General features: G+C 73.2%; 14 protein-coding genes and 1 tRNA gene. 12 read left to right on the forward strand and 3 right to left on the reverse strand.

Going from position 1 to position 20956, the window contains the following annotated elements; genetic code table 11:
• Positions 1-151: 151 nt before the first annotated feature.
• The 5 genes from JN535_RS02920 to JN535_RS02940 all read left to right on the forward strand — a co-directional run bounded on the left by JN535_RS02920 (position 152) and on the right by JN535_RS02940 (position 5955).
• Positions 152-1162, forward strand: a complete 1011-nt coding sequence (locus JN535_RS02920; protein ID WP_205201877.1) for a LacI family DNA-binding transcriptional regulator — start codon at positions 152-154, stop codon at positions 1160-1162.
• Between the two features lie 263 nt (positions 1163-1425).
• The gene (locus JN535_RS02925) at positions 1426-2826 is read left to right on the forward strand and encodes an ABC transporter substrate-binding protein (protein WP_205201878.1); all 1401 of its coding nucleotides are present in this window, start codon (positions 1426-1428) and stop codon (positions 2824-2826) included.
• A 146-nt stretch (positions 2827-2972) separates the two neighbouring features.
• A complete protein-coding gene (locus tag JN535_RS02930) occupies positions 2973-3962 on the forward strand; it encodes a carbohydrate ABC transporter permease (RefSeq protein WP_205201879.1) in 990 nt (329 codons plus the stop codon).
• Positions 3959-4927 carry a carbohydrate ABC transporter permease gene (locus JN535_RS02935; protein ID WP_205201883.1) on the forward strand — a complete coding sequence of 323 codons (969 nt, stop codon included), beginning with the start codon at positions 3959-3961 and terminating at the stop codon, positions 4925-4927. Before JN535_RS02930 ends, JN535_RS02935 begins: the two co-directional genes overlap by 4 nt.
• Before the next feature lie 107 nt (positions 4928-5034).
• Entirely contained in the window at positions 5035-5955 is a 921-nt protein-coding gene (locus tag JN535_RS02940) for an EamA family transporter (RefSeq protein WP_205201885.1), read from the forward strand.
• 30 nt (positions 5956-5985) lie between these two features.
• Here the strand turns inward: JN535_RS02940 and JN535_RS02945 are convergent, their stop codons facing one another.
• Both JN535_RS02945 and JN535_RS02950 read right to left on the reverse strand, forming a co-directional pair.
• Entirely contained in the window at positions 5986-6633 is a 648-nt protein-coding gene (locus JN535_RS02945; protein WP_275892128.1) for a bacterial proteasome activator family protein, read from the reverse strand.
• A 60-nt stretch (positions 6634-6693) separates the two neighbouring features.
• A complete protein-coding gene (locus JN535_RS02950) occupies positions 6694-7671 on the reverse strand; it encodes an NAD(P)H-quinone oxidoreductase (RefSeq protein WP_205201887.1) in 978 nt (325 codons plus the stop codon).
• 232 nt (positions 7672-7903) lie between these two features.
• On the opposite strand from JN535_RS02950, the gene JN535_RS02955 reads away from it, so the two are divergent.
• The 7 genes from JN535_RS02955 to JN535_RS02985 all read left to right on the forward strand — a co-directional run bounded on the left by JN535_RS02955 (position 7904) and on the right by JN535_RS02985 (position 20043).
• Positions 7904-11794, forward strand: a complete 3891-nt coding sequence (locus JN535_RS02955) for a sensor histidine kinase (RefSeq protein WP_205201888.1) — start codon at positions 7904-7906, stop codon at positions 11792-11794.
• Positions 11795-11830: 36 nt separating this feature from the next.
• Positions 11831-12280 carry a roadblock/LC7 domain-containing protein gene (locus JN535_RS02960; protein WP_024839165.1) on the forward strand — a complete coding sequence of 150 codons (450 nt, stop codon included), beginning with the start codon at positions 11831-11833 and terminating at the stop codon, positions 12278-12280.
• A 34-nt stretch (positions 12281-12314) separates the two neighbouring features.
• Positions 12315-12701 carry a DUF742 domain-containing protein gene (locus JN535_RS02965; RefSeq protein ID WP_031317001.1) on the forward strand — a complete coding sequence of 129 codons (387 nt, stop codon included), beginning with the start codon at positions 12315-12317 and terminating at the stop codon, positions 12699-12701.
• Between the two features lie 505 nt (positions 12702-13206).
• Positions 13207-13743: a GTP-binding protein gene (locus tag JN535_RS02970; RefSeq protein WP_082141054.1), complete on the forward strand. Its 537-nt coding sequence runs from the start codon at positions 13207-13209 to the stop codon at positions 13741-13743.
• A 102-nt stretch (positions 13744-13845) separates the two neighbouring features.
• Positions 13846-13930 (forward strand) — tRNA-Ser (locus JN535_RS02975).
• Between the two features lie 240 nt (positions 13931-14170).
• A complete protein-coding gene (locus tag JN535_RS02980) occupies positions 14171-18658 on the forward strand; it encodes a prealbumin-like fold domain-containing protein (RefSeq protein ID WP_205201890.1) in 4488 nt (1495 codons plus the stop codon).
• Positions 18659-18765: 107 nt separating this feature from the next.
• On the forward strand, positions 18766-20043 hold the full coding sequence (locus JN535_RS02985; RefSeq protein WP_205201892.1) for a threonine/serine exporter family protein: 1278 nt from the start codon (positions 18766-18768) through the stop codon (positions 20041-20043).
• 28 nt (positions 20044-20071) lie between these two features.
• Here the strand turns inward: JN535_RS02985 and JN535_RS02990 are convergent, their stop codons facing one another.
• Entirely contained in the window at positions 20072-20950 is an 879-nt protein-coding gene (locus tag JN535_RS02990) for an SDR family oxidoreductase (protein ID WP_205201894.1), read from the reverse strand.
• Between the last annotated feature and the right edge of the window lie 6 nt (positions 20951-20956).

Here is a 20956-nt window from a genome sequence, read left to right on the forward strand (position 1 = left end):
CGTCCACGATATCGGTCCACCGCGCCCGCGGTGGGCGGGTGCGAGCGCGGCGCGAGCCGACCGGCCGCGGCGCAAGCGCTTGCACCGATCTGCTCACGATGCGGCACGGCGCCTCGCCACCCGGCGTCCCGGCGTGGCAGCATCACCCGTCGTGGCAGGTATCGACGACGTCGCCCAGGCCGCCGGGGTGTCCACGGCGACCGTCTCGCGCGCCCTGCGCGGCCTGCCGAACGTGTCGGAGGCGACGCGCCTGCGCGTGCTCGCGGAGGCCGCGCGCCTCGGCTACGTGCCCACCCCGTCGGCGTCGTCGCTGGCCACGGGCCGCACGCGCACGATCGGCGTGCTCACCCCGTGGGTCAACCGCTGGTTCTTCGCCAACGTCATCGAGGGCGCCGAGCGCGCGCTGCGGGACCTCGGCTACGACGTGCTGCTCTACACGTTCGACGTGCGCCGTGCGTCGTCCCGCCGCCGGGTCGACCCGAGCGTCCTGCGCCACCGGGTGGACGGCACGCTCGTCGTGGGTCTGCCGCTGGACGACGACGAGGTGCGCTCGCTGGTCGGGCTCGCCCGGCCGCTCGCGTTCGTCGGGTCGGGACCGGCCGACCAGGTGACGGTCCGCCTCGACGACGTCGCGACGGGGCGGGCCGCGACCCGCCACCTGCTCGACCTGGGGCACCGGGTGATCGGCCACGTGACCGGCGTGCCCGACCTCGTGTCGTCCTGGTCCCCGCCCGTCGAGCGCGCGCGGGGCTACGTGCGCGCGCTGGAGGACGCGGGCGTCGCCGTCGAGCCCGACCTCGAGGTGAACGGGGACTTCGACGTCGCGGGCGGGCGTGAGTCGACGGCGGAGCTCCTGCGCCGCCGTCCGGACGTGACCGCCGTGTTCGCGGCGTCGGACGAGATGGCCATGGGGGCCATCCTCGCGGCGCGGGACCTGGGGCTGCGCGTGCCCGACGACCTGTCCGTCGTCGGGGTGGACGGCCACGACCTCGGCGAGCTCGTCGGTCTGACGACGATCGCCCAGGACGCGTACCAGCAGGGGTTCGACGCCGCGCTCCTCCTGCTCGAGATGATCAACGGCGCACCCGTGCCGGAGAGCATCACGTACCCGACCGAGCTGGTGCGGCGCGGCTCGACCGCGCCCCCGCGCGAGCGTCGGTAGGTCACGACGGCGCCGCCTCGCCGCGCGGTCCGGTCCTGACCGTGGGAGCGTGGCCAGGGGAGCGGGGCCGAGAGAGCGCGCACCCGGCGCACGTGACGGAATCGTTACGCAAACTCGCCTCTCCTGTGCTTGCGGCACCGCGATGCAACCGCTTGCATGGTGCCTAGGGCGAGAGCGCACCCGCGCTCGCGACGTCGCGATGCGCCCGGTCCTCACCGGACCGGGAACGCGGCGTCCGTACCCACGACGAGGTGGAGGCTGACATGACCAGGACCACGAGGACCAGCGCGGCGCGTCGCCGCACGCTGGCGGTCGCCGCCGGCGGCGCGAGCCTCGCGCTCGTGCTCGCGGCGTGCGGTGGCGGAGGCGACGGCGACGGGGGCGGTGGTGACGGCGGCGGGGACGCCGCGACGCCGGAGATCGACTGCTCCGCGTACGAGGAGTTCGGTGACCTCGAGGGGACGGAGGTCTCCGTCTACACCTCGATCGTCGAGCCTGAGCAGGCGACGCAGGAGGCGTCCTACGACCCGTTCGAGGAGTGCACCGGCGTCACCGTCAACTACGAGGGCTCGCGCGAGTTCGAGGCACAGCTCCTCGTGCGGATCCAGGCGGGCAACGCGCCCGACATCGCCTACCTGCCCCAGCCGGGCCTGCTCAAGACGATCGTCACGGACTTCCCGGACGAGATCGTCCCGGCGCCGGAGCAGACCGTCGCGAACGTCGACGAGTTCTTCAGCGAGTCCTGGAAGGAGTACGGCACCGTCGACGGCACGTTCTACGCCGCGCCGCTCGGGTCGAACGTGAAGTCCTACGTCTGGTACTCCCCGTCCATGTTCGAGGACGCCGGCTACGAGGTGCCGACCACGTGGACCGAGATGATGGACCTCTCGGAGCAGATCGTCGAGGACGGCTCCATGCCGTGGTGTGCGGGCGTCGAGTCCGGCGACGCGACCGGCTGGCCCGCGACGGACTGGATCGAGGACGTCGTCCTGCGGACCGCCGGGCCTGAGGTCTACGACCAGTGGTACACGCACGAGATCCCGTTCAACGACCCGCAGATCGTCGAGGCCTTCGACACCGCGGGCGAGATCCTCAAGAACCCCGAGATGGTCAACGCGGGTCTGGGCGGAGTCGACTCGATCGCCACGACGACGTGGACCGACGCGGGCTTCCCGATCCTCGACGGCACCTGCTGGCTGCACCGCGCCGCGAACTTCTACCAGACGCAGTGGCCCGAGGGCACGGAGGTCGCCGAGGACGGTGACGTCTACGCCTTCTACCTGCCGACCGACCAGACGGACATCAAGCCGGTCCTCGGCGGCGGCGAGTTCGTCGCGGCCTTCGACGACCGCCCCGAGGTGCAGGCCTTCCAGACCTACCTCTCGAGCGCCGACTGGGCCAACACGAAGGCGCTCACGACGCCCCAGGGCGGCTGGGTCAGTGCCAACAACGGCCTCGACCCGGAGAACCTGGCGACCTCGTTCGACCAGCTCTCCGCCGAGATCCTCGCCGACCCGGACGCCGTCATCCGCTTCGACGCCTCCGACCTCATGCCCGGCGAGGTCGGCGCAGGGACCTTCTGGACCGGCATGGTGAACTGGTTCACCGGCTCCGACACGCAGGAGGTCGTCGACACGATCGAGGCGTCCTGGCCGTCGTCCTGACCCGGCCGACCGACGGGGCTCTCCCCGTCTGAGGTGCGCACGACCGGACGGGGGGTCCGCCCACTGTGGCGGGCCCCCCGCTTCCCGGGCCAGGATGTAGACCACTCTCGCCCTCGATGCCGCGGGCGACCCGACCGGAGGCCACCATGGACTGGTTGACCGAACCGAGCTCTCCCGTGGAGAAGTTCGGCCTGATGTTCCTCGCGATCCTGCTCTTCGTCGTGGTGATGGGGGCGATCCTCCTCGCGGTGGACCGGCCCAAGCGGATCCCGCGCTGGGTCGTCGTCCTCGGCTTCGTCGGTCCGGCGGTGCTCGGGCTCGCCTGGGGGCTCGTCCGGCCCGCGATCATCACCATCTGGAACTCGCTCTTCGACCGACGCGGCAACGAGTTCGTCGGGCTCGACAACTACGTCACGGCGTTCACCACGGACCAGTTCCAGCTCGTGCTGCGCAACACGGCCATCTGGGTCGTCGTCGTCCCGCTGCTGTCGACGTTCATCGGCATCGTCTACGCCGTGCTCGTCGACCGCTCCCGCTTCGAGAAGTTCGCGAAGGCGCTCGTCTTCCTCCCGATGGCCATCTCGATGGTCGGTGCGTCCATCATCTGGGGCTTCGTCTACGAGTTCCGGCCCGACCAGCCGGGCGTCAACCAGATCGGGTTGCTCAACCAGGTGCTCGTGTGGCTCGGGCTCCCGCCGCAGCAGTTCCTCATCGGCCAGCCGTGGAACACGTTCTTCCTCATCGTGGTGATGATCTGGATCCAGACCGGGTTCGCGATGACGATCCTCTCCGCCGCGATCAAGGCGATCCCCGACGACATCGTCGAGGCGGCCCGTCTCGACGGGCTCAAGGGCTGGGGCATGTTCCGCTACATCACGGTTCCCAGCGTGCGCCCGGCGCTCGTCGTCGTCCTCACGACGATCGCCATGGCGACGCTCAAGATCTTCGACATCGTGCGCACGATGACCGGCGGCCAGTTCGGCACGCAGGTCGTGGCGAACGAGTTCTACACGCAGGCGTTCCGGCAGAACAACCAGGGCCTGAGCTCCGCGCTCGCGGTCATCCTGTTCATCCTGGTCATCCCGATCATCGTCTACAACGTCCGTCAGATGCGGCTCGCGGAGGAGATCCGATGACCAGCACGCCGATCCCCCCGGTCGTCCCCGACACCGACCTCACGACCGAGGCGGAGCTCGAAGGGCCGAGCCGACCGCGCAAGCTGACCCGGCTCGAGAAGCGGGCGATCGCCGCCAAGGGCAAGCTCAGCTCTCCCTGGGCGTCGTTCCTCGCGATCCTCATCGCCATCCTGTGGACCATCCCCTCGGTCGGCCTCCTCGTGACGTCCTTCCGTCCCGAGCTCGACATCCGCCGGAGCGGGTGGTGGACCGTCATCCCGGGCCTCTTCAACGGCGAGGCCGAGTTCACGCTCGACAACTACGAGCAGGCGCTCTACGGCAGCGGCAGCAACCTCTCGACCTACTTCGTCAACTCCTTCGTCATCACGTTGCCGGCCGTCGTCATCCCGATCACGCTCGCCCTCCTCGCGGCCTACGCCTTCGCGTGGATCGAGTTCCGGGGTCGCGAGATCCTCTTCGTCGCGATCTTCGCGCTCCAGGTCGTGCCCTTGCAGGTGGCGCTCGTCCCGCTCCTGCGCGACTACGTCAACGTGGGCCTCAACGGGACCTTCTGGACCGTGTGGCTGTCCCACTCGATCTTCGCGCTGCCGCTCGCGATCTTCCTCCTCCACAACTTCATGAAGGACATCCCGCGGTCGCTCGTCGAGGCCGCGCGCGTCGACGGCGCCGGTCACGTCAAGATCTTCTTCCAGGTGCTCCTGCCCCTGCTCGTACCCGCGATCGCGTCGTTCGCGATCTTCCAGTTCCTCTGGGTCTGGAACGACCTGCTCGTCGGCCTGACGTTCGCCGACACCTCGTCCTACCCGCTGACGGTGCGCGTGGCGGAGATGGCCGGCTCGCGCGGCGGCGACTGGCACATCCTCACGGCCGGTGCGTTCATCTCGATCATCGTGCCGCTCGTCGTGTTCGTCGCCCTTCAGCGCTACTTCGTGCGCGGCCTCCTCGCGGGGTCGGTCAAGGGCTGACCCTCTCGCCGAGCATGTGGTTGCGGCCCGTCGTCGTGCGTGACGGGCCGCAACCGCATGCTCGGCGGGCAACGATCCCGGGTCCGGAGCGGTCGTAGAGTCGGGCGGTGCCCACCCGACCCGCCGCCCTCGATCGCGTCCCGGTGCCGGCGCTGTTCGTCGTCTCGGGCCTGACGCAGTACCTGGGCGCCGCGATCGCCGTCGGGCTCTTCGCGGTGGCCGGGGCGGTCGAGATCGGCTGGCTGCGCGTCGGGGCGTCCGCGGTGCTGCTGCTCGCGTGGCGTCGTCCGTGGCGCCGCCGGTGGACCCGGCACGACCTCGCATGGGTCGCCGTCTTCGGCGTCGCCCTCGCCGCGATGAACCTCGCGTTCTACGTCGCGATCGACCACCTCCCGCTCGGGACGGCCGTCGCGATCGAGTTTCTCGGCCCCGTCGCCGTCGCCGCGGTCACGGGGAGCGGCTGGCGCGAGCGGGGGGCGATCGCCGTCGCCGCGGCGGGGGTCGTGCTGCTCGCGGGCGTGACGATCGAGTCCGACCTCCCGCGGGACGACGCCGTGCTCGGCCTGGCCGCGATCGGCGTCGCGGCGGCCTGCTGGGCGGCCTACATCGTGCTCGGGCGGCGGGTCGCGGTCTCGGGTTCGGGGGTCACGTCGCTCGCCGTCGCGATGACCGTCGGCGGGCTCGTGTTCGCGCCGTTCCTCGCGCCCGGCGCGGTCCCCGTGCTCGGCGACTGGCGGCACGTGGTCGCGATCGCCGGGATCGCCCTCTTCTCGTCCGTCGTGCCGTACGCGCTCGAGCAGGTGATCCTGCGCCGCGTCAGCGCGGCGACCTTCTCGGTGCTGCTCGCGCTGCTGCCCGCGACGGCCGCCGTCGTCGGAGCCGTGGTGCTGCGCCAGGTGCCCACGGTCCCGGAGCTTGCCGGCCTCGTCCTCGTGTCCGGCGCCATCGCCATGACCGCCGCGCGTCCGGTCGGCCGGGACGGCAGCCCGCCCGACGGCGTCGCGCCGCTCGACCCGCCGCCCGCCTGAGCGCAGGGCCCGGGCGGGCGGCGCGGTGCGTCAGAGGTACTGGCCCGGAGAAGGCCGCCCGTCGTGCTCGTCCGGCCGACCGGGGTGGCCGGGCATCCCGCCCGGCGCGCCCGGGCCCATGGGCGGGAGCGAACCCGGGGGCAGCGCGCGACGCATCTGCGAGAGCTGCGCCTGCGCCGCCATCTGCTGGGCGACGAGCGCCGTCTGGATGCCGTGGAAGAGCCCCTCGAGCCAGCCGACCAGCTGCGCCTGCGCCACGCGGAGCTCCGCGTCGGTCGGGACCGTGTCGTCCGAGAACGGCAGCGTGATGCGGTGCAGCTCCTCCACCAGGTCGGGCGACAGGCCCTCCTCGAGCTCCGTCAGCGAGCGCTCGTGGATCTCGGCGAGGCGCGACCGCGCCGCCTCGTCGAGCGGGGCGTCCCGGACCTCGTCGAGGAGCTTCTTGATCATGCCGCCGATGCGCATGACCTTGGCGGGCTCCTCGATCACCGTCGCGGGGTTGCGGTCGGGGTCGGTCGAGTCGTCGCTCTCGACGACGCTCACCCCGGTGCCGTCGGGCATCACCACGGTGGAGCGGCTGGGCTCGTCGGCATCGTCGGTCGCGGCGTCGTCCGCGCCGGTGGCGGGCTCGGTCGCGGTGGGCTCGTCGGGGCGGGGGTCGCGCGGTTCGTCAGCCATGGGTCCAGTCTGGCGTGCACCGCCCACGCGCGCACCGACGGAGCGCGTGGCCGAGGTCCGTCAGGGGACGAGCAGGACCTTGCCGAAGACCTCGCCCGAGTCGAGCAGCTCGTGCGCCCGCGCGGCCTCCTCGAGCGGGAGGCGCTCGTGCACCACCGGACGCACGCGCCCGTCCTCCACCATCGGCCAGACGTGCGTGAGCACCTCGTGCACGATCCGGGCCTTCTCGGCCGGGGGCCGCGCGCGCAGCGTCGTGCCGGCGACGGTGGCTCGGCGCGCGAGGAGCAGCCCGAGGTCGAGCTCAGCGCGTCGCCCCTTCTGCATGCCGATGACCACCAGGCGTCCGCCCGTGGCGAGCACCTCGAGGTTGCGCGGCAGGTAGGCGGCGCCGACGACGTCGAGCACGACGTCCGCACCGTGCCCGCCGGAGGCGTCCCGCAGCTCGGCGACGAAGTCCTCCTCGCGGTGGTCGACGGCGAGGCTCGCCCCGAGCGCGAGGCACCGGTCGGCCCGGTCGCGCCCGCCGGCGGTGACGGCCACGCGAGCACCGAGCGCGGCGCCGACCTGCACGGCGACGGTCCCCACGCCGCCCGACCCGCCGTGCACGAGCAACCACTCGTCCGGAGCGAGGCGCCCGACGTCGACGACGTTGCTCCAGACCGTGCACACCGCCTCGGGCAGCGCGGCGGCGTCCACGAGGTCCACGCCGGCGGGGACGGGCAGCACCTGGGTGGCCCGCACGCGCACCTGCTCGGCATACCCACCGCCGTCGAGCAGCGCGACCACACGGTCACCGACCGACCACCCCGCGACGGAATCCCCGACGGCCGCGACCGTGCCCGAGACCTCGAGGCCGGGCCAGTCCGGTGCGCCGGGGGGCGGCGGGTACGATCCGGCGCGTTGTAGCAGGTCAGCACGGTTCACGCCAGCGGAAGCGACGTGGACCACGAGCTCGTCGGGGTCCGGGGTCTGGTCAGGGAGCGCGGAAACCGTTAGTTTCTCAGGGCCACCGGGGCCCGATATCGTGACGCCTCGCACATCGCCGAGACTACGCGGGCGGGCCCGGGGGCGCCGGTTCGCCGACGGGGCGCCGCAGGGCACGGGACGAAAGTTCGTGCTCCTCGCGGATTAGGTGTCCGGGGGATGTGCACCGATAGTTAGTACGCACGACCGGGGAGCGGAGCCCGGGAGGCGCCGTTGCCACGCGCGCCGACCGCGCCGCCGAACGGGTGGACCAGGGTGATGGAGGCAGGTTCGTATGCTCCGCAGGTTGAGCGTTCGCGGGAAGATCCTTGCGGCTCTCGCGGTGCCCGTCCTCGTCCTCTTCGCGGCAGCCGCGATCATCTCGGCACAGGCCATCGCGTCGGCGCGCGACGCCAGCCAGACGAGCGCGCTCGTCGCCGCGCTCAAGGCTCAGGACACGGCCGGGACCGAGATCGCGGCGGAGCGCACGTACTCGTTCCTGGACGCGAGCGGGGGCATCGAGGACGCCGAGGCGCAGATGATGGCGCAGCGCGAGAAGACGGACCGGGCGCTCGACGCGCGCGACCGCGCGTACGAGAAGCTCGACACGTCCGCGCTCGACCCGCGCGTGCGCAAGGCGATCGCCGACACCATCTCCGACCGGTCCGACCTGCAGTCGATCCGGCAGGCGATCGACCGGTCGTCCATCGGTCAGCTCCAGCGCAACTCGATGTACGGCACCCTCATCGACGCGGCGCTGGACGTGCCTCGCGTGCTCGCCGACACGACCCCCGACCGTGACCTCGCGCAGTACCTCGACACGTACGTCCTCCTCGACGAGCTGCTCGCGCAGCAGTCGCTCGAGCAGCCCCTCGCGGGCGCGGTGCTCGCGGCGGCGCAGGTCGGCCAGGAGAGCGACACCACGAGCCAGCAGGCGGCAGTCCTCGTGACCACGGGCGACACCCTCGCCGCCCGTACGCGCACGGCCGTCCGGCAGCTGCCGGGCGACTACGTCCTGGCGACGCCGGGCGCGACCTACCTCCAGATCCGCCAGAACCTCATCGGCTCGCGCCCCGGTGCGACACCGGCGAGCCAGGCCGCGCAGTGGACGGACCTCACGCAGGCGGACCGCGACCAGACGACCCCGGTGCGTGACGGCATCCGCGACGACGCGGCCGAGATGGCCTCCGACCTCGCGAGCGCCGCGACGACCCGCGCCGTGATCACGATCCTCGCGACCCTCGCGGCCGTCGTCGCCTCGATCCTCGTGGCGGGCCTCATCGCCCGCGCGATCGTCAACCCGCTGCGCCGCCTCACCGACGCCGCGGAGGACGTGCGTGACCAGCTCCCGCGGCTGGTCGAGCAGGTCGCCGTCCCGGGTCAGGGCCCGGGCATCGACCTGACGCCGATCACGGTCGAGTCCACGGACGAGGTCGGCCAGCTCGCGACCGCGTTCAACGACGTGAACCAGACGACCATCAAGGTCGCCCGTGAGCAGGCCGCGCTCCGCGGCTCGATCGCCGAGATGTTCGTCAACGTGGCGCGCCGGGACCAGGTGCTCCTCAACCGGCAGCTCGCGTTCCTCGACGACCTCGAGCGCTCCGAGGAGGACGCGGGCACGCTCTCCAACCTCTTCCGCCTCGACCACCTCGCGACGCGTATGCGCCGCAACGCGGAGTCCCTCCTCGTGCTCGCGGGCATCGACTCCGGTCGTCGGGTGCGCCAGCCCATGCCGGCCTCGGACGTCATCCGTACGGCGTCCTCCGAGATCGAGCTGTACGACCGCGTCCGCCTGAACCTGGTCGTCGACCCGCTCATGCTCGGGCACAACGCGCTCAACGCCGCCCACCTGCTCGCGGAGCTCCTCGAGAACGCGACGATGTTCTCGGAGCCGCACACGCCCGTCGAGGTCACGACCGGCCGCGACGAGCACTTCGTCTACGTGACGGTCCGCGACCACGGTCTCGGGATGACGCCGGACGAGATCGCCGAGGCGAACCGCAAGGTCGCGACGCACGCGGCGTCGGACGTCGTCGGCGCGCAGCGCCTGGGTCTCTTCGTCGTCGGTCGCCTCTCCGACCGCCTCGGCGCGAAGGTCCGGTTCAGTGCCGGTGGCGAGGACCAGGGGACCGAGGTCGTCGTGTCCTTCCCGGCCGCCCTCTTCGTCCCGGACTCGAACGTCCCGCTCCCGCAGCCGACGGACCCGCTCGAGACGAGCACCCAGGCCGCGGCCCAGCAGCTCGCAGGCACGGGCGCGCTGCCGTCGCAGCCCGCGGAGATCGCGGCACCGCCCGCCCCGGCCGTCCCGACGCCGGCGGCGACGGCCTCGGTCCCGACCGTCGAGCCCGAGGCGCCCGTCGCGGTGCCCGTGGACCTCGACGCGCTCACGGACGGCACCACGCAGAGCGGCATGCCTCGTCGCCGCTCGCGCACGGTCGACCCCGCTGCCGCGGCGCCGAGCGCGTCCTTCGCGTCGGGTCCCCAGACCGGTGCGATCGTCCTGCCCCCGCTCGCCACCCCAGCGCTGCCGGAGCAGCTCCCGGCGGCGGACGAGGCCTGGAGCCCGCCCGCGGAGGTCGCCGACGCCGGCACCGCGCTCCCGAGCAGGTCGCGTCCGGCTGCGGCACCCGTCGAGCCGGTCTCCGCCGAGATCCCCGTCCTCGACGTGAGCACGCGCAGTGCGCTGTTCTCGAGCTTCCGTCCGGTCGGCGACCGTCCGGCCACCGAGAACCCGGTGGAGCTGCCTGCCGCGCCGGACGTCACGGCGACGGACATCCCGCTCGTCTCCGAGGCCCCCTCTGACGCCCCGGTCCAGCAGGACGTGTGGACGCCGCAGGACGCCCCGATCGCACCGGCCTCGGACACCTGGGCCCCCGCGCAGGCATGGACGCCGGAGCCGGCCGCCGACGCGTGGGCGCCCGAGCAGCCTGCCGAGCAGGCGTGGACGCCGGAGCCGGCCGCCGACGCGTGGGCGCCCTCGTCCGTGGCCGACGCACCGCTCGACGTGACCCGGGTGGCGCCCGCGGTGGCGGCCGAGCCCGTCGACGAGGCGACCGTCGCACGCGTCCCCCTGGTCGAGCGTGCTCCTGCGGCCGCGGCGCCCACGGCGGCTCCCGTGCAGACCCCTGTGCCGGCACCGGTGCCGACCGTGACCGACGTCGAGGCGACGGTCCCCGTCGTGTCGGCGAGCGACGACGCCGAGGCGGCGGAGGACATCCCCGCGGAGCTCACCTTCGAGGCGCTTCCCCGCTTCGAGGAGCTGATGGCCGACCTGCCGACGCGCCGCTCGCTGCGCGAGAGCCAGGCACGCAAGCGCGGGCTCTTCGGCAGGCGCCCCCGGACGACCGCGACGCCGCAGGCACGCCCGGCCGGGCCGTCCCCGGAGGCACTGGCGTCACGCCCCGTCGGAGCGCCTGCGGCGTCGGCGCCGGCAGCCCCGACGTCTGATCCTGCCCCCGCAGCCACCGCGGCCACGGCTCCTCCCGCTGCTCCTCCGGTCGCGGCACCGGCGGCCCCGTCGCAGGGGAACCAGATCCCCGTGCGGTCGTCGGCGTTCGCACCGCCGGCCGGGCAGCCTGCGGGCGGTGCGACCGCGGCGTCGTTCGCCCCGGAGCCGTTCGCCGCACCGGTGCAGGAGACACGCACGCTCGCCCCCGTGCAGGACGTGCCGTCCGCGGACGCCGGCCGTGCGGCGCCGGAGGCGTCCGTCACGGCCCCCGACCCCGCGCCGAGCCCGGCCGCGACGGGGTACGGCCCGCCGACACCGCTCGTCCGGAGGCAGGTGGGGGAGGCGATCGAACCGCTGGAGCCCGGGTACGTCGCCGACTCGGTCGAGGCGCGGTCGGACTGGATGGCGTCCGCGGTGCTGTACGAGGAGATGTCCACCCTGCTGCAGGGCAGCACCGACTTCCAGGAAGCGACCTTGGCGGACCCGAACGACGGCATCTACCAGCCCCTCAAGGTCGACGGTACGACGGCGTCGGGCCTCACGCGTCGCTCGCGCGGCGAGGATCGTGAGGGCTACGTCGACCGCTTCACGGCGCGCATCGATCGCGACCCGGAGCAGCTCCGGGCCCGGCTGTCGGCGTTCCAGTCGGCCACGGCACGGGGCCGTGTCGAGGGCCAGGACGAGACCAGTTCGATCTGGAGCCCCCAGGCCATGGATTATGTCCCTGATTCAGCGCCGCAGGCGCGGTGACGACATGCCGTCTGCGGCAACTGACGAGGAGGAAGAGTGAACGCGCTCAGCACCGAGGCAACCAACTTCGGGTGGCTGCTCGACAACTTCGTGCGGACGGTCCCGGGCAGCCGGCACACGCTCGTGGTGTCGGCGGACGGCCTGCTCATGGCGATGTCGGACCAGCTCGACCGCACGAGCGGTGACCAGCTCGCGGCGATCGTGTCGGGCATGTCGAGCCTGACCCGTGGGGCGGCACGCCAGCTCAACGGGGGGAACGTCCGCCAGGCCATCATCGAGATGGACAACGGGTTCCTGTTCCTCATGAACGTCTCGAACGGGTCGGTCCTGGGCGTGGTGGCGGAGGCCAACTGCGACATCGGCCTCATCGGCTACGAGATGGCGCTCCTGGTCTCGCGCACCGAGGCGACCCTGACGCCGCAGCTCATCTCGGAGATGCGGGGTAGCCTTCCCGTCGACGGCGCGACGCGAGCCCCGGTGGGATGAGGACTGATCGATGACGAACGTACCTTTCGGCAGCATGGGAGCACACGACGGGTACGAGGCGGCGACGGTCCGCCCGTACGCGGTCACGGGTGGTCGTGTGCGCTCCGCCACGTCCGACCTCCCGCTCGAGGCGCTCGTCGAGGTCATGCCGGGCGCTGTGAACAGCTTCGGCCTCCCGCCCGAGAAGCGCTCGATCCTCCAGCACGCCGCGCACACGTACGTCTCGATCGCCGAGCTCTCCGCGCTCCTGCGCCTCCCGCTCGGTGTGACGAAGGTGCTCGTCGCGGACCTGCAGGAGGACAACTACATCACCGTCCACACGTCGACCCCGCTCAACGTCCACACGGGTCACGGCAGCAACCACTCGGGTCTGTCCCTGAGCGTCTTGGAGAGTGTTCTCAATGGCATTTCCACCCTCTGACGGCTCGGGCAGCGCGCCGCAGGCCGGGCAGCCGTCCGGGGTGATCGGGGGTGCTCCCGGTGCCCCGACGACGGTGCGTCAGACGGCGTGGGCTCCCGTGAGCGCGCCGGCAGGGGTCCCGACCCAGGCGCCGACGGCACCGGCGGCAGCGCAGCAGGCGCCCACGCCTGCGGCTCCCACGCAGCAGCCCGCGCCCACGGCTTCGCCGCAGCAGCCCGCGCCCAGGGCTTCCGCGCAGCAGCCCGCACCCGCGACCACGCCGCAGCCCGCCCCCGTGCAGGCCGCGCCGGCGGCGGCCCCCGCACCGGCGCCGACCGCACCGGCGCCGACGGTGGCTCCGCCCGCGGCCGCGCCGACGGCCCCCGCTCCGGCTGCCCAGGGCACGAGCGCGCAGGCCGCGGCCCAGCCGCGCACCGCGCCGCAGCCGGTCGCGGCGCAGCCTGCGCCCCCGACGCAGCCCGCGGCTGCCCCGGCGGCGGCACGGACGGCACCGACCGTCGTCAAGATCGTCGTCGCCGGAGGGTTCGCCGTCGGCAAGACGACGTTCATCGGCTCGATCTCCGACGTCGAGCCTCTGAACACCGAGGCTGCGATGACGGAGCACTCGGTGGGCGTCGACGACGCCGGCGGCGTGTCCGACCGCAAGACGACGACGACCGTCGCGATGGACTTCGGTCGCGTGTCGCTCCCGGGGAACCTGTGGCTGTACCTGTTCGGCACGCCGGGCCAGGACCGCTTCCTCTTCATGTGGGACGACCTGGTCCGCGGTGCGATCGGTGCCGTCGTGCTCGTGGACACCGACCGCCTCGAGCAGTGCTTCCCGGCGATCGACTACTTCGAGTCGCGCAACATCCCGTTCGTCGTCGGCGTGAACTGCTTCGACGGCGTGGCCAAGCACAAGCTCGAGGACGTGCGCGAGGCGCTGCAGATCCCGGCGCACGTGCCCATGCTCTACACGGACGCCCGCTCGCGCGCGGCGACCAAGCAGACGCTCATCGCGCTCGTCCAGCTCGCGATGCGTCAGCTCCGCGGCGCCGCCTGACGGCCCGTCGCCGCTCCGTACGACCGCACGACGGCGGGTCGCCCTCGCGGGGGCGGCCCGCCGTCGTCGCGCGGGGCCGGGGCGTGCCACAATGGCTCGCCGGGAGGGCTGACAGAGCGGCCTAATGTGACGGTCTTGAAAACCGTTGTGCGGCAACGCACCGGGGGTTCGAATCCCTCGCCCTCCGCGCGACCCGGGCCGGGTCGGGGCGCACGCTCCGACCCGGCCCGTCGTGTCCCCCGCCCACCCTCGCGCGGCGCGCACGGCTTCGTACTATCGTCGGGATCGGGCGTCCGCTGTGCCTGTGGGCGGCCCACGAGGCCGGTTCGGGCGCCGCGCGCGACGCGACGGCTCGGGCAGGCCGGATGCCGCGCGACGACGCGCGTCCGAGCAGCGTGTGACATGCAGCCTCCGGGGGGAGCGGCACATGACGAGCACGATCGTGGTGGCGCACGGGCGCCGTCGTCCTCCGACACGTGCGGACGGGTGGAGGCTGCTCGCGGGACTCGTCGCGACCGTGCTGCTCGGTGTCGTGCTGGTGCCCGTCGCTCCGTCGCCCACGGCGAGCGCCGCCACGCTCGAGCCGTCGGGCCTGCAGACCGGGATGGAGATCGACGGCACGTCGGGCTCCGGGAATCCGCCCGAGACGTTCAACTGGGGCGACTTCATCACGGACGTCCAGCCGGACGGCGATTTCACGTTCACCCCCACCGGCCCCTACACGACGGAGCAGGGCTTCGCCTCGTCGGGGATCGTCCAGGCCAGCTTCGCCTGGGACAACGGGAGCCTCGCGCAGTCCTGCAACGCCAACCCCGACCAGACGGGCGCGCCGCCCAGCCAGAGCCCGAGCACCAACCCGTGGCGGCCCGGCCCGACCAACCCGAACGCGAAGGGCGACCTGTGCTCGAGCGCGTACGGGCTGGAGTTCGTCGTCGACGGCGACGGTGAACGGCACGCGATCCTCTATGGCTACTGGACCCGGTACGTGGGCGCGGGCGAGGTCAGCGTCTTCCAGCATCTCGTGGGTCCCGGACCGGGGCGCTGCGACGACGTGCTGCTCGAGTTCGACTACGCGTCGTCGGGGACGACGGCTGCCGTCCACCGCTGGACGCCGACCGCGGGCGACGGCTGCGCCAACCCCCTCGGACCGGGGACCTGGACCCCGGACCCCGGCTCGGTGGACTTCGCGTGGGCGGTCGGCGTGCGCTCGGAGGGGCCGCCGCTGACCAACCAGCCGCAGCAGACGTTCGGTGAGTTCGCGATCGACCTCAACACGGCCGGCGTCCTCGAGCCCTCCGAGTGCGCGACCTACGAGATCGCGGAGATGCTGACCCGGACGGGGAACTCGCCGAACGCGAACATCCAGGACTTCGCCGACCACGCGCCGGACCGGATGCGCATCGCCAACTGCGGCTCGCTGACGGTGACCAAGGCGACCGTCCCGCAGAGCGCGGACACCGGAACCCGGTTCGGGTTCACGGTCGCGAGCGACACGGGCCCGGTGCAGCCGGGGCCGCCGCCCGTGCCGACCGTCTCAGGCACGCTCGCGAGCGGCGAGACGGTGAGGTACGACGACGTCCTCTTCGGCTCCGGCTTCTCGCTCACGGAGACCGACGTCCCGCTCCCGTGGGACCAGCAGTCCGTCGTGTGCTCCGCGGTCCCGGCGGAGGGCGGTCCGCCCGAGCAGTTCGTGCTCGACGACCCGGCGGACCGGTTCCCGGTGCGACCGCTGAGCACGACCGACTGCGTGATCACCAACGCAGCCGCCGTCGTCACGGTGACCAAGCAGACCGTCCCGGACGGGTCCCCGCAGCCGTTCACCTTCGAGGCGACGGGGCAGCCGCCCTTCTCGCTCGCGGACGGCGAGAGCGCGTCCTTCCCCGTGCAGGCCGGCGTGCCGTTCAGCGTCACCGAGGCCCCGGCCGCCGGTTGGCTCCCACCCGAGATCGAGTGCACCGCGGCCGGTGCGGAGACCGAGCGGTCCGTGACCGTCACCCCGGTGGCCGGTCAGAACATCGAGTGCACGTTCACCAACACCCAGCTCGGCACGGTGGTCGTCTCCAAGGAGGCGCACGGCGTCGACGGGCGGACGTTCGACTTCGCGAGCGACCTCCCGGGCAACGACGAGTTCTCGATCACGGTCGAGCAGGGCGACGGGACGCTCTACGAGCACACGATCGAGGACGTCCCCGCGGGGACCTACACGATCGAGGAGCTGACGGACACGCAGGATCCCGCGACCCGGCTGGCCGACCTCGCGTGCACCTACGGCGGCGAGGACCACTCCGCCGACCCGGCGGGGCGCACGATCGACCTGACCGTCCTCCCGGGTGAGACCGTGCGCTGCTTCTTCACGAACGTCACGCCCGGCTCGATCGCGGTCGTGAAGCGAACCGTCCCGGTCGAGTACGAGCAGGAGTTCGACTTCCTCTTCACCCCTCCGACCGGCGACCCGACGCCGTTCAGCCTGAGCGGCAGCTCCACCCCGCCGAACGTCGCCCTGCGCACGTTCGACGGTCTCGCGGCGGGGACCTACACGATCACCGAGCCGGTGGACGCGATCGGGTGGTCGATCGCGCCCGACCCGCCCACGTGCAACGCGGACTTCTGGACCCCGACCCCGGACGGGCGCGGCGTGACGATCGATCTGCCCGACGGCGGCGTCATCGTCTGCTTCTTCACGAACGTGGCCGCGCCGGCGTCGCTGTCCCTGACCAAGACGGTCGACGGGGCCGACCCCGCGTTCGACTGGTCCGTCGACGTCGAGCTGGTCGCCTCGGACGGCACGGTCGAGGGCCGCACCGCGACGACCACCGCGCCGACGGTCGCCTGGGACGAGCTCGTCCCCGGCGCGACGTACACGGTGCGCGAAGCGGGGGAGGCGCCGCCGGGGTGGACCCGCGGTGAGATCACGTGCGAGGGCCTCACCGACGCCGACCCGGCCGCTCCCGGCCTCCAGGTCGAGGCAACTCCCGGGCAGGAGGTGTCCTGCGCCGTGGTGAACACCGTCGCCACGTCGAGCATCAGCGTGGCCAAGGTCGCGACGGGGATCGGCGGCGACCTGCCGTGGGCGTTCGACGTCGCGATCGACCCGGTGCCCGCGGGGGCGACCTCGCCGCAGACCGTCTCGGGCGAGGGGCAGGCAGCCGACGTCGTCACGTGGTCCGGGCTGGTCCCCGGGACCGCGTACTCGATCACCGAGCCGCCCGTCCCGGGTTGGGACACCGTCGAGGTCGTCTGCACGGGCATCTCGGACACCGACCCGCAGGCGCCGGGGGTCCAGTTCGTCGCGCCGGTCGGTGCGGACGTGTCGTGCACGCTGACCAACACGGCGGTGGAGGGCAGCGGCGTGCTGACGAAGACGTCCTTGGGCGGGGACGGCACGTTCGAGTTCGTGCTCACCGACCTCGACGGCGCCGTCGACCCGATCGTGGTGCCCGTGACGACGGAGGAAGGCACCGCGACGCTCGACCTCCCGCAGATCGTGCCGGGCGTGCGCTACTCCTTCGTGGAGTCGGACCTGCCGGGCTGGTCCGAGGGTGCCCTGTCGTGCCTCGTCACCCCGGCGGACGGTGGCGGGCCGTTCCCGATCCAGGACCTCTCCGAGTTCTCGGTCGGCCCGGGCGACGCCGCCGAGTGCTCGGTCGAGAACGCGAGGCACGCCACGATCGTCGTGGCGAAGGCCGTCGACGGCGCCGACGGCACGTTCGGCTTCACGGGCAACTGGCAGGACGCCGAGAACTTCTCGATCACCACCGAGGGCGGGCTGGGCGTCGCGACGTTCGACGACGTGGCTCCGGGGTCGTACACGGTCGAGGAGATCGCGCAGGACGGGTTCGAGAACACCGATCTGGCCTGCGTCGACGGCGACCCGGGCGGGGAGGCTTCTGGGGTGTCCGGCGGCGTCGGGACGATCGCCCTCGACCCGGGCGAGACGGTCGTGTGCACCTTCACGAACGCCCCCTGGGGGACGCTCGTGGTCGACAAGGTCACGGTGCCGGCCGGGTCGTCGCAGGAGTTCGAGCTCGCGTGGGCGCCGGCGGGTGGCGAGCCCACCCCCTTCACCCTCACCGACGCCGCCGAGCCGTTCACTCCCGGTCCCCTGGCGCCCGGGAGCTACACGGTGACCGAGACGCCGACGCCGGGCTGGACCCTCGCGGACCTGGAGTGCGTCGGCTCCAGCGGGTCGACGACGGTCGACGGCGCCACCGCGACCGTGGACGTCCTGTCCGGCGAGACGGTGCTGTGCACGTTCACCAACGAGCGGCCGGCGGCGCTCGACGTCACCAAGAGCGTGGTCGAGGGGCCCGACGAGGTCGAGCCCGGCGTGCTCCGCATCGCCTACGAGGTCGTCGTGAGCAGCACCGCGACCGTGGCGCGGACCTACGACCTCGTCGACCGGCTCGCGTTCGGCGGCGGCATCGTGGTCCGGGACGCGTCGGTGGAGTCGCTCGACGGGCTCCCGGTCGCGGACGACTGGGACGGCGTCGACCGGACGACGGTGACGTCGGGCGCGACGCTCGCGGCGGGCGCCGCGCACCGCTACCGGGTGACGGTCGTCGCGCAGGTGCCGGCCGACGTCGTCCCGGACGCGCTGCTGTGCGACCCCGCCGGGACGGAGCCGGGCGGCTTCCTCAACACGGTGGGGGTGGTCGGCGAGGACGGGGCGACCGAGTCCGAGGCGGCCGCGTGCGCGCCCGCACCGGAGCCGCCGGGACCACCGCAGCCCCCGGTGCCGCCGGACGACGGCGGGGGCGGCGCAGCGCCTCCGGCCGCCGGCCCGACCGCTCCGGCCGTGTCGGACCGCCCGCTCCCGGCGACCGGGGCGGACACCGGCTGGCTGCTCACGGCGGCGGCGCTGCTGCTGCTCGGGGGAGGGGGGCTCCTGGTCGTCCGCCGGGTGCGGCGCTCCTGACGGGCGCCGCCCGGGACGGCCGGTGCCCCGGCCGTCCGGCCGCTGGGCACGGTGGACAGGGACCTTCGGCGAGTGCCGCGCGCGCAGACCTACGCGATCATGGCGTCGTGACGCCTGAGCCCTCCCCGGCCGACGAGGCCGGTCTCGAGCCCGTCGACCTCATCCGGCGGTCGGGCACCGTGCTGCGGATCGGACGCCTCGCGCTCTCCGCGGGCACGGGCAGCTACCGCGTCAAGGCGCACATGGCGCGCGCGGCGCGAGCGCTCGGGCTCGACCACATCGCCGCGCACGTCACGCTCACGGAGATCACCGCGACGTCGTACCGGGGCCCGATCTTCCGCACGGAGCTCACCGAGGTCCGGTCGATCGGGATCAACGCCGACCGCCTGGCCCAGCTCGAGCGGTTCTCCGCCGCCCTGCCGGCGGGCGCGGACCTCGATGCCGTCGACGCCGAGCTCGACCGGATCGCGCACCGGCCGCCCCTCTACGGGGCGCTCCTCAACGCCCTGTGGGCGGGGATCGCGTGCGCCGCGTTCGCGTTCCTCAACAACGGCGGGCTCGTCGAGTGCGGCGCGGTGCTCGTCGCTGCGGCGCTCGGTCAAGGGGTGCGGCGCGCGATGCTGCACCGGGGGATCAACCAGTTCGGCGTGACGATGCTCGCGGCGGCGGTCGCGAGCCTCGCCTACCTGGTCCTCGTCCTGGCGCTGTCGGAGATCGCCGGGGTCGAGGGTGGGCACGAGGCGGGCTACGTCTCGGCGGTGCTGTTCCTCGTGCCCGGGTTCGCGCTCGTCACGGGCGCGCTCGATCTCGCGAAGCTCGACTTCTCGGCCGGGGTCGCCCGCGTGACGTACGCGCTCATGATCCTCGCGTCGGCGGCGCTGGCCGTGTGGGGGGTGTCGGCCGCCGCGGGGCTCGCACCCGACCCGGTGCCGCCGCCCGCCCTGGCGGAGCCCCTGTTGCTCGGCCTGCGGAGCGTCGCGAGCTTCCTCGGCGTGCTCGGGTTCGCGCTCATGTTCAACAGCCCGTGGGCCATGGCGCTCGGGGCGGCCTCGATCGGGATGGTCGCGAACGTCGGGCGGCTGCTCCTCGTGGACGCCGACGTCGTGCCCCAGGCGGCCGCGGCGGCCGCCGCGCTGCTCGTGGGCCTGCTCGCCGCGACGGTCGCCCCGGCGCTGCGCGTCCCGCGCATCACGGTGTCCGTGCCGGCCGTCGTCATCATGGTCCCCGGGGTCACGGCGTACCGCGCGGTGTACGAGTTCAACACCGGCGCGACGGCGCAGGCGCTCGCCTACGCCGTCGAGGCCGGGCTGGTCATCGTCGCGCTCGCGATCGGGCTCGCCGTGGCGCGCATGCTCACCGACCGCGAGTGGACGTTCGAGCGCTAGGTGTACCCGGGACGGCGTGACGACGCCGTCAGACGGCGGAGCCCGCCCGGCCGAGGGCGTCCAGGAGTCGTCGGCCGGACGGCTGCCAGCCGAACTGCTCCCGGGTGAGAGCGCTCGACGCGGGCTGGTCGACGGTCGCGAGCGCGCCGAGGAAGCCGAGCGACTCGGCGGGGACCGCCTGGACGGGAACGCCCAGAGCGCGGCCGATCGCCGTCGCGGTGTCCCGGAGCGCGACCCCCTCCTCGTCCACCGCGTGCACGACGCCGCGCGCTGAGCTCCGTTCGAGTGCGATCCGGAAGAGGCGTGCGGCGTCCGCGACGTGAACCGCGGGCCAGCGCGCCTCTCCGTCGCCGACGTAGCCCGAGACGCCGGTCTCCCGTGCGATCCGGACGAGCATCCCGGCGAACCCGCCGCGGCCCTCGTCGTCGTGGACGGTGCGCGGCAGGCGGACGCTCGTCGTCCGTACCCCCTGCTCGCTCAGCGCGAAGAACCTGCGGGCGGTCTCGAGGCGCGCGACCAGAGGCCCGTCCTCCGGGTCGTCCGTCTCGACCGAGGGCCGCCCCGGCACGATCGGTGTCCCGGAGGCGATGACGAACGGCTTGCCCGAGCCCGTCAGCGCCGACCCCATCGCGTCGATCGCGGCGCGGTCGCTCCGCACGGCGGCCTCGGCGTCGGAGAAGTCGTGCCGGTACGCGAGGTGCACGACGCCGTCGCTCGCCGAGGCGCCCGCCCGCAGCGTGTCGAGGTCGTCGAGCTCGCCGCGCAGGGGCTCGGCGCCGGCAGCCTCGACCGTGGCGGCGGACGCGTCCGAGCGCACGAGCCCGACGACGTCGTGGCCCGCTGCGATCAGCTCGGGGAGGAGTGCAGAGCCGACGAAGCCCGACGCACCGGTGACGAAGACCTTCATGAGGAT

Source organism: Cellulosimicrobium cellulans (assembly GCF_016921195.1).
In the GTDB taxonomy this organism is placed as follows: Bacteria; Actinomycetota; Actinomycetes; order Actinomycetales; family Cellulomonadaceae; genus Cellulosimicrobium; species Cellulosimicrobium cellulans_F.

What these genes read in the sequence shown, in the direction of transcription:
- JN535_RS02925 (WP_205201878.1), top strand. Translation starts at nt 1,426, where the DNA reads ATGACCAGGACCACGAGGACCAGCGCGGCGCGTCGCCGCACGCTGGCG.
- JN535_RS02930 (WP_205201879.1), top strand. Translation starts at nt 2,973, where the DNA reads ATGGACTGGTTGACCGAACCGAGCTCTCCCGTGGAGAAGTTCGGCCTG.
- JN535_RS02935 (WP_205201883.1), top strand. Translation starts at nt 3,959, where the DNA reads ATGACCAGCACGCCGATCCCCCCGGTCGTCCCCGACACCGACCTCACG.
- JN535_RS02945 (WP_275892128.1), bottom strand. Translation starts at nt 6,633, where the DNA reads ATGGCTGACGAACCGCGCGACCCCCGCCCCGACGAGCCCACCGCGACC.
- JN535_RS02965 (WP_031317001.1), top strand. Translation starts at nt 12,315, where the DNA reads ATGGGAGCACACGACGGGTACGAGGCGGCGACGGTCCGCCCGTACGCG.
- JN535_RS02980 (WP_205201890.1), top strand. Translation starts at nt 14,171, where the DNA reads ATGACGAGCACGATCGTGGTGGCGCACGGGCGCCGTCGTCCTCCGACA.
- JN535_RS02990 (WP_205201894.1), bottom strand. Translation starts at nt 20,950, where the DNA reads ATGAAGGTCTTCGTCACCGGTGCGTCGGGCTTCGTCGGCTCTGCACTC.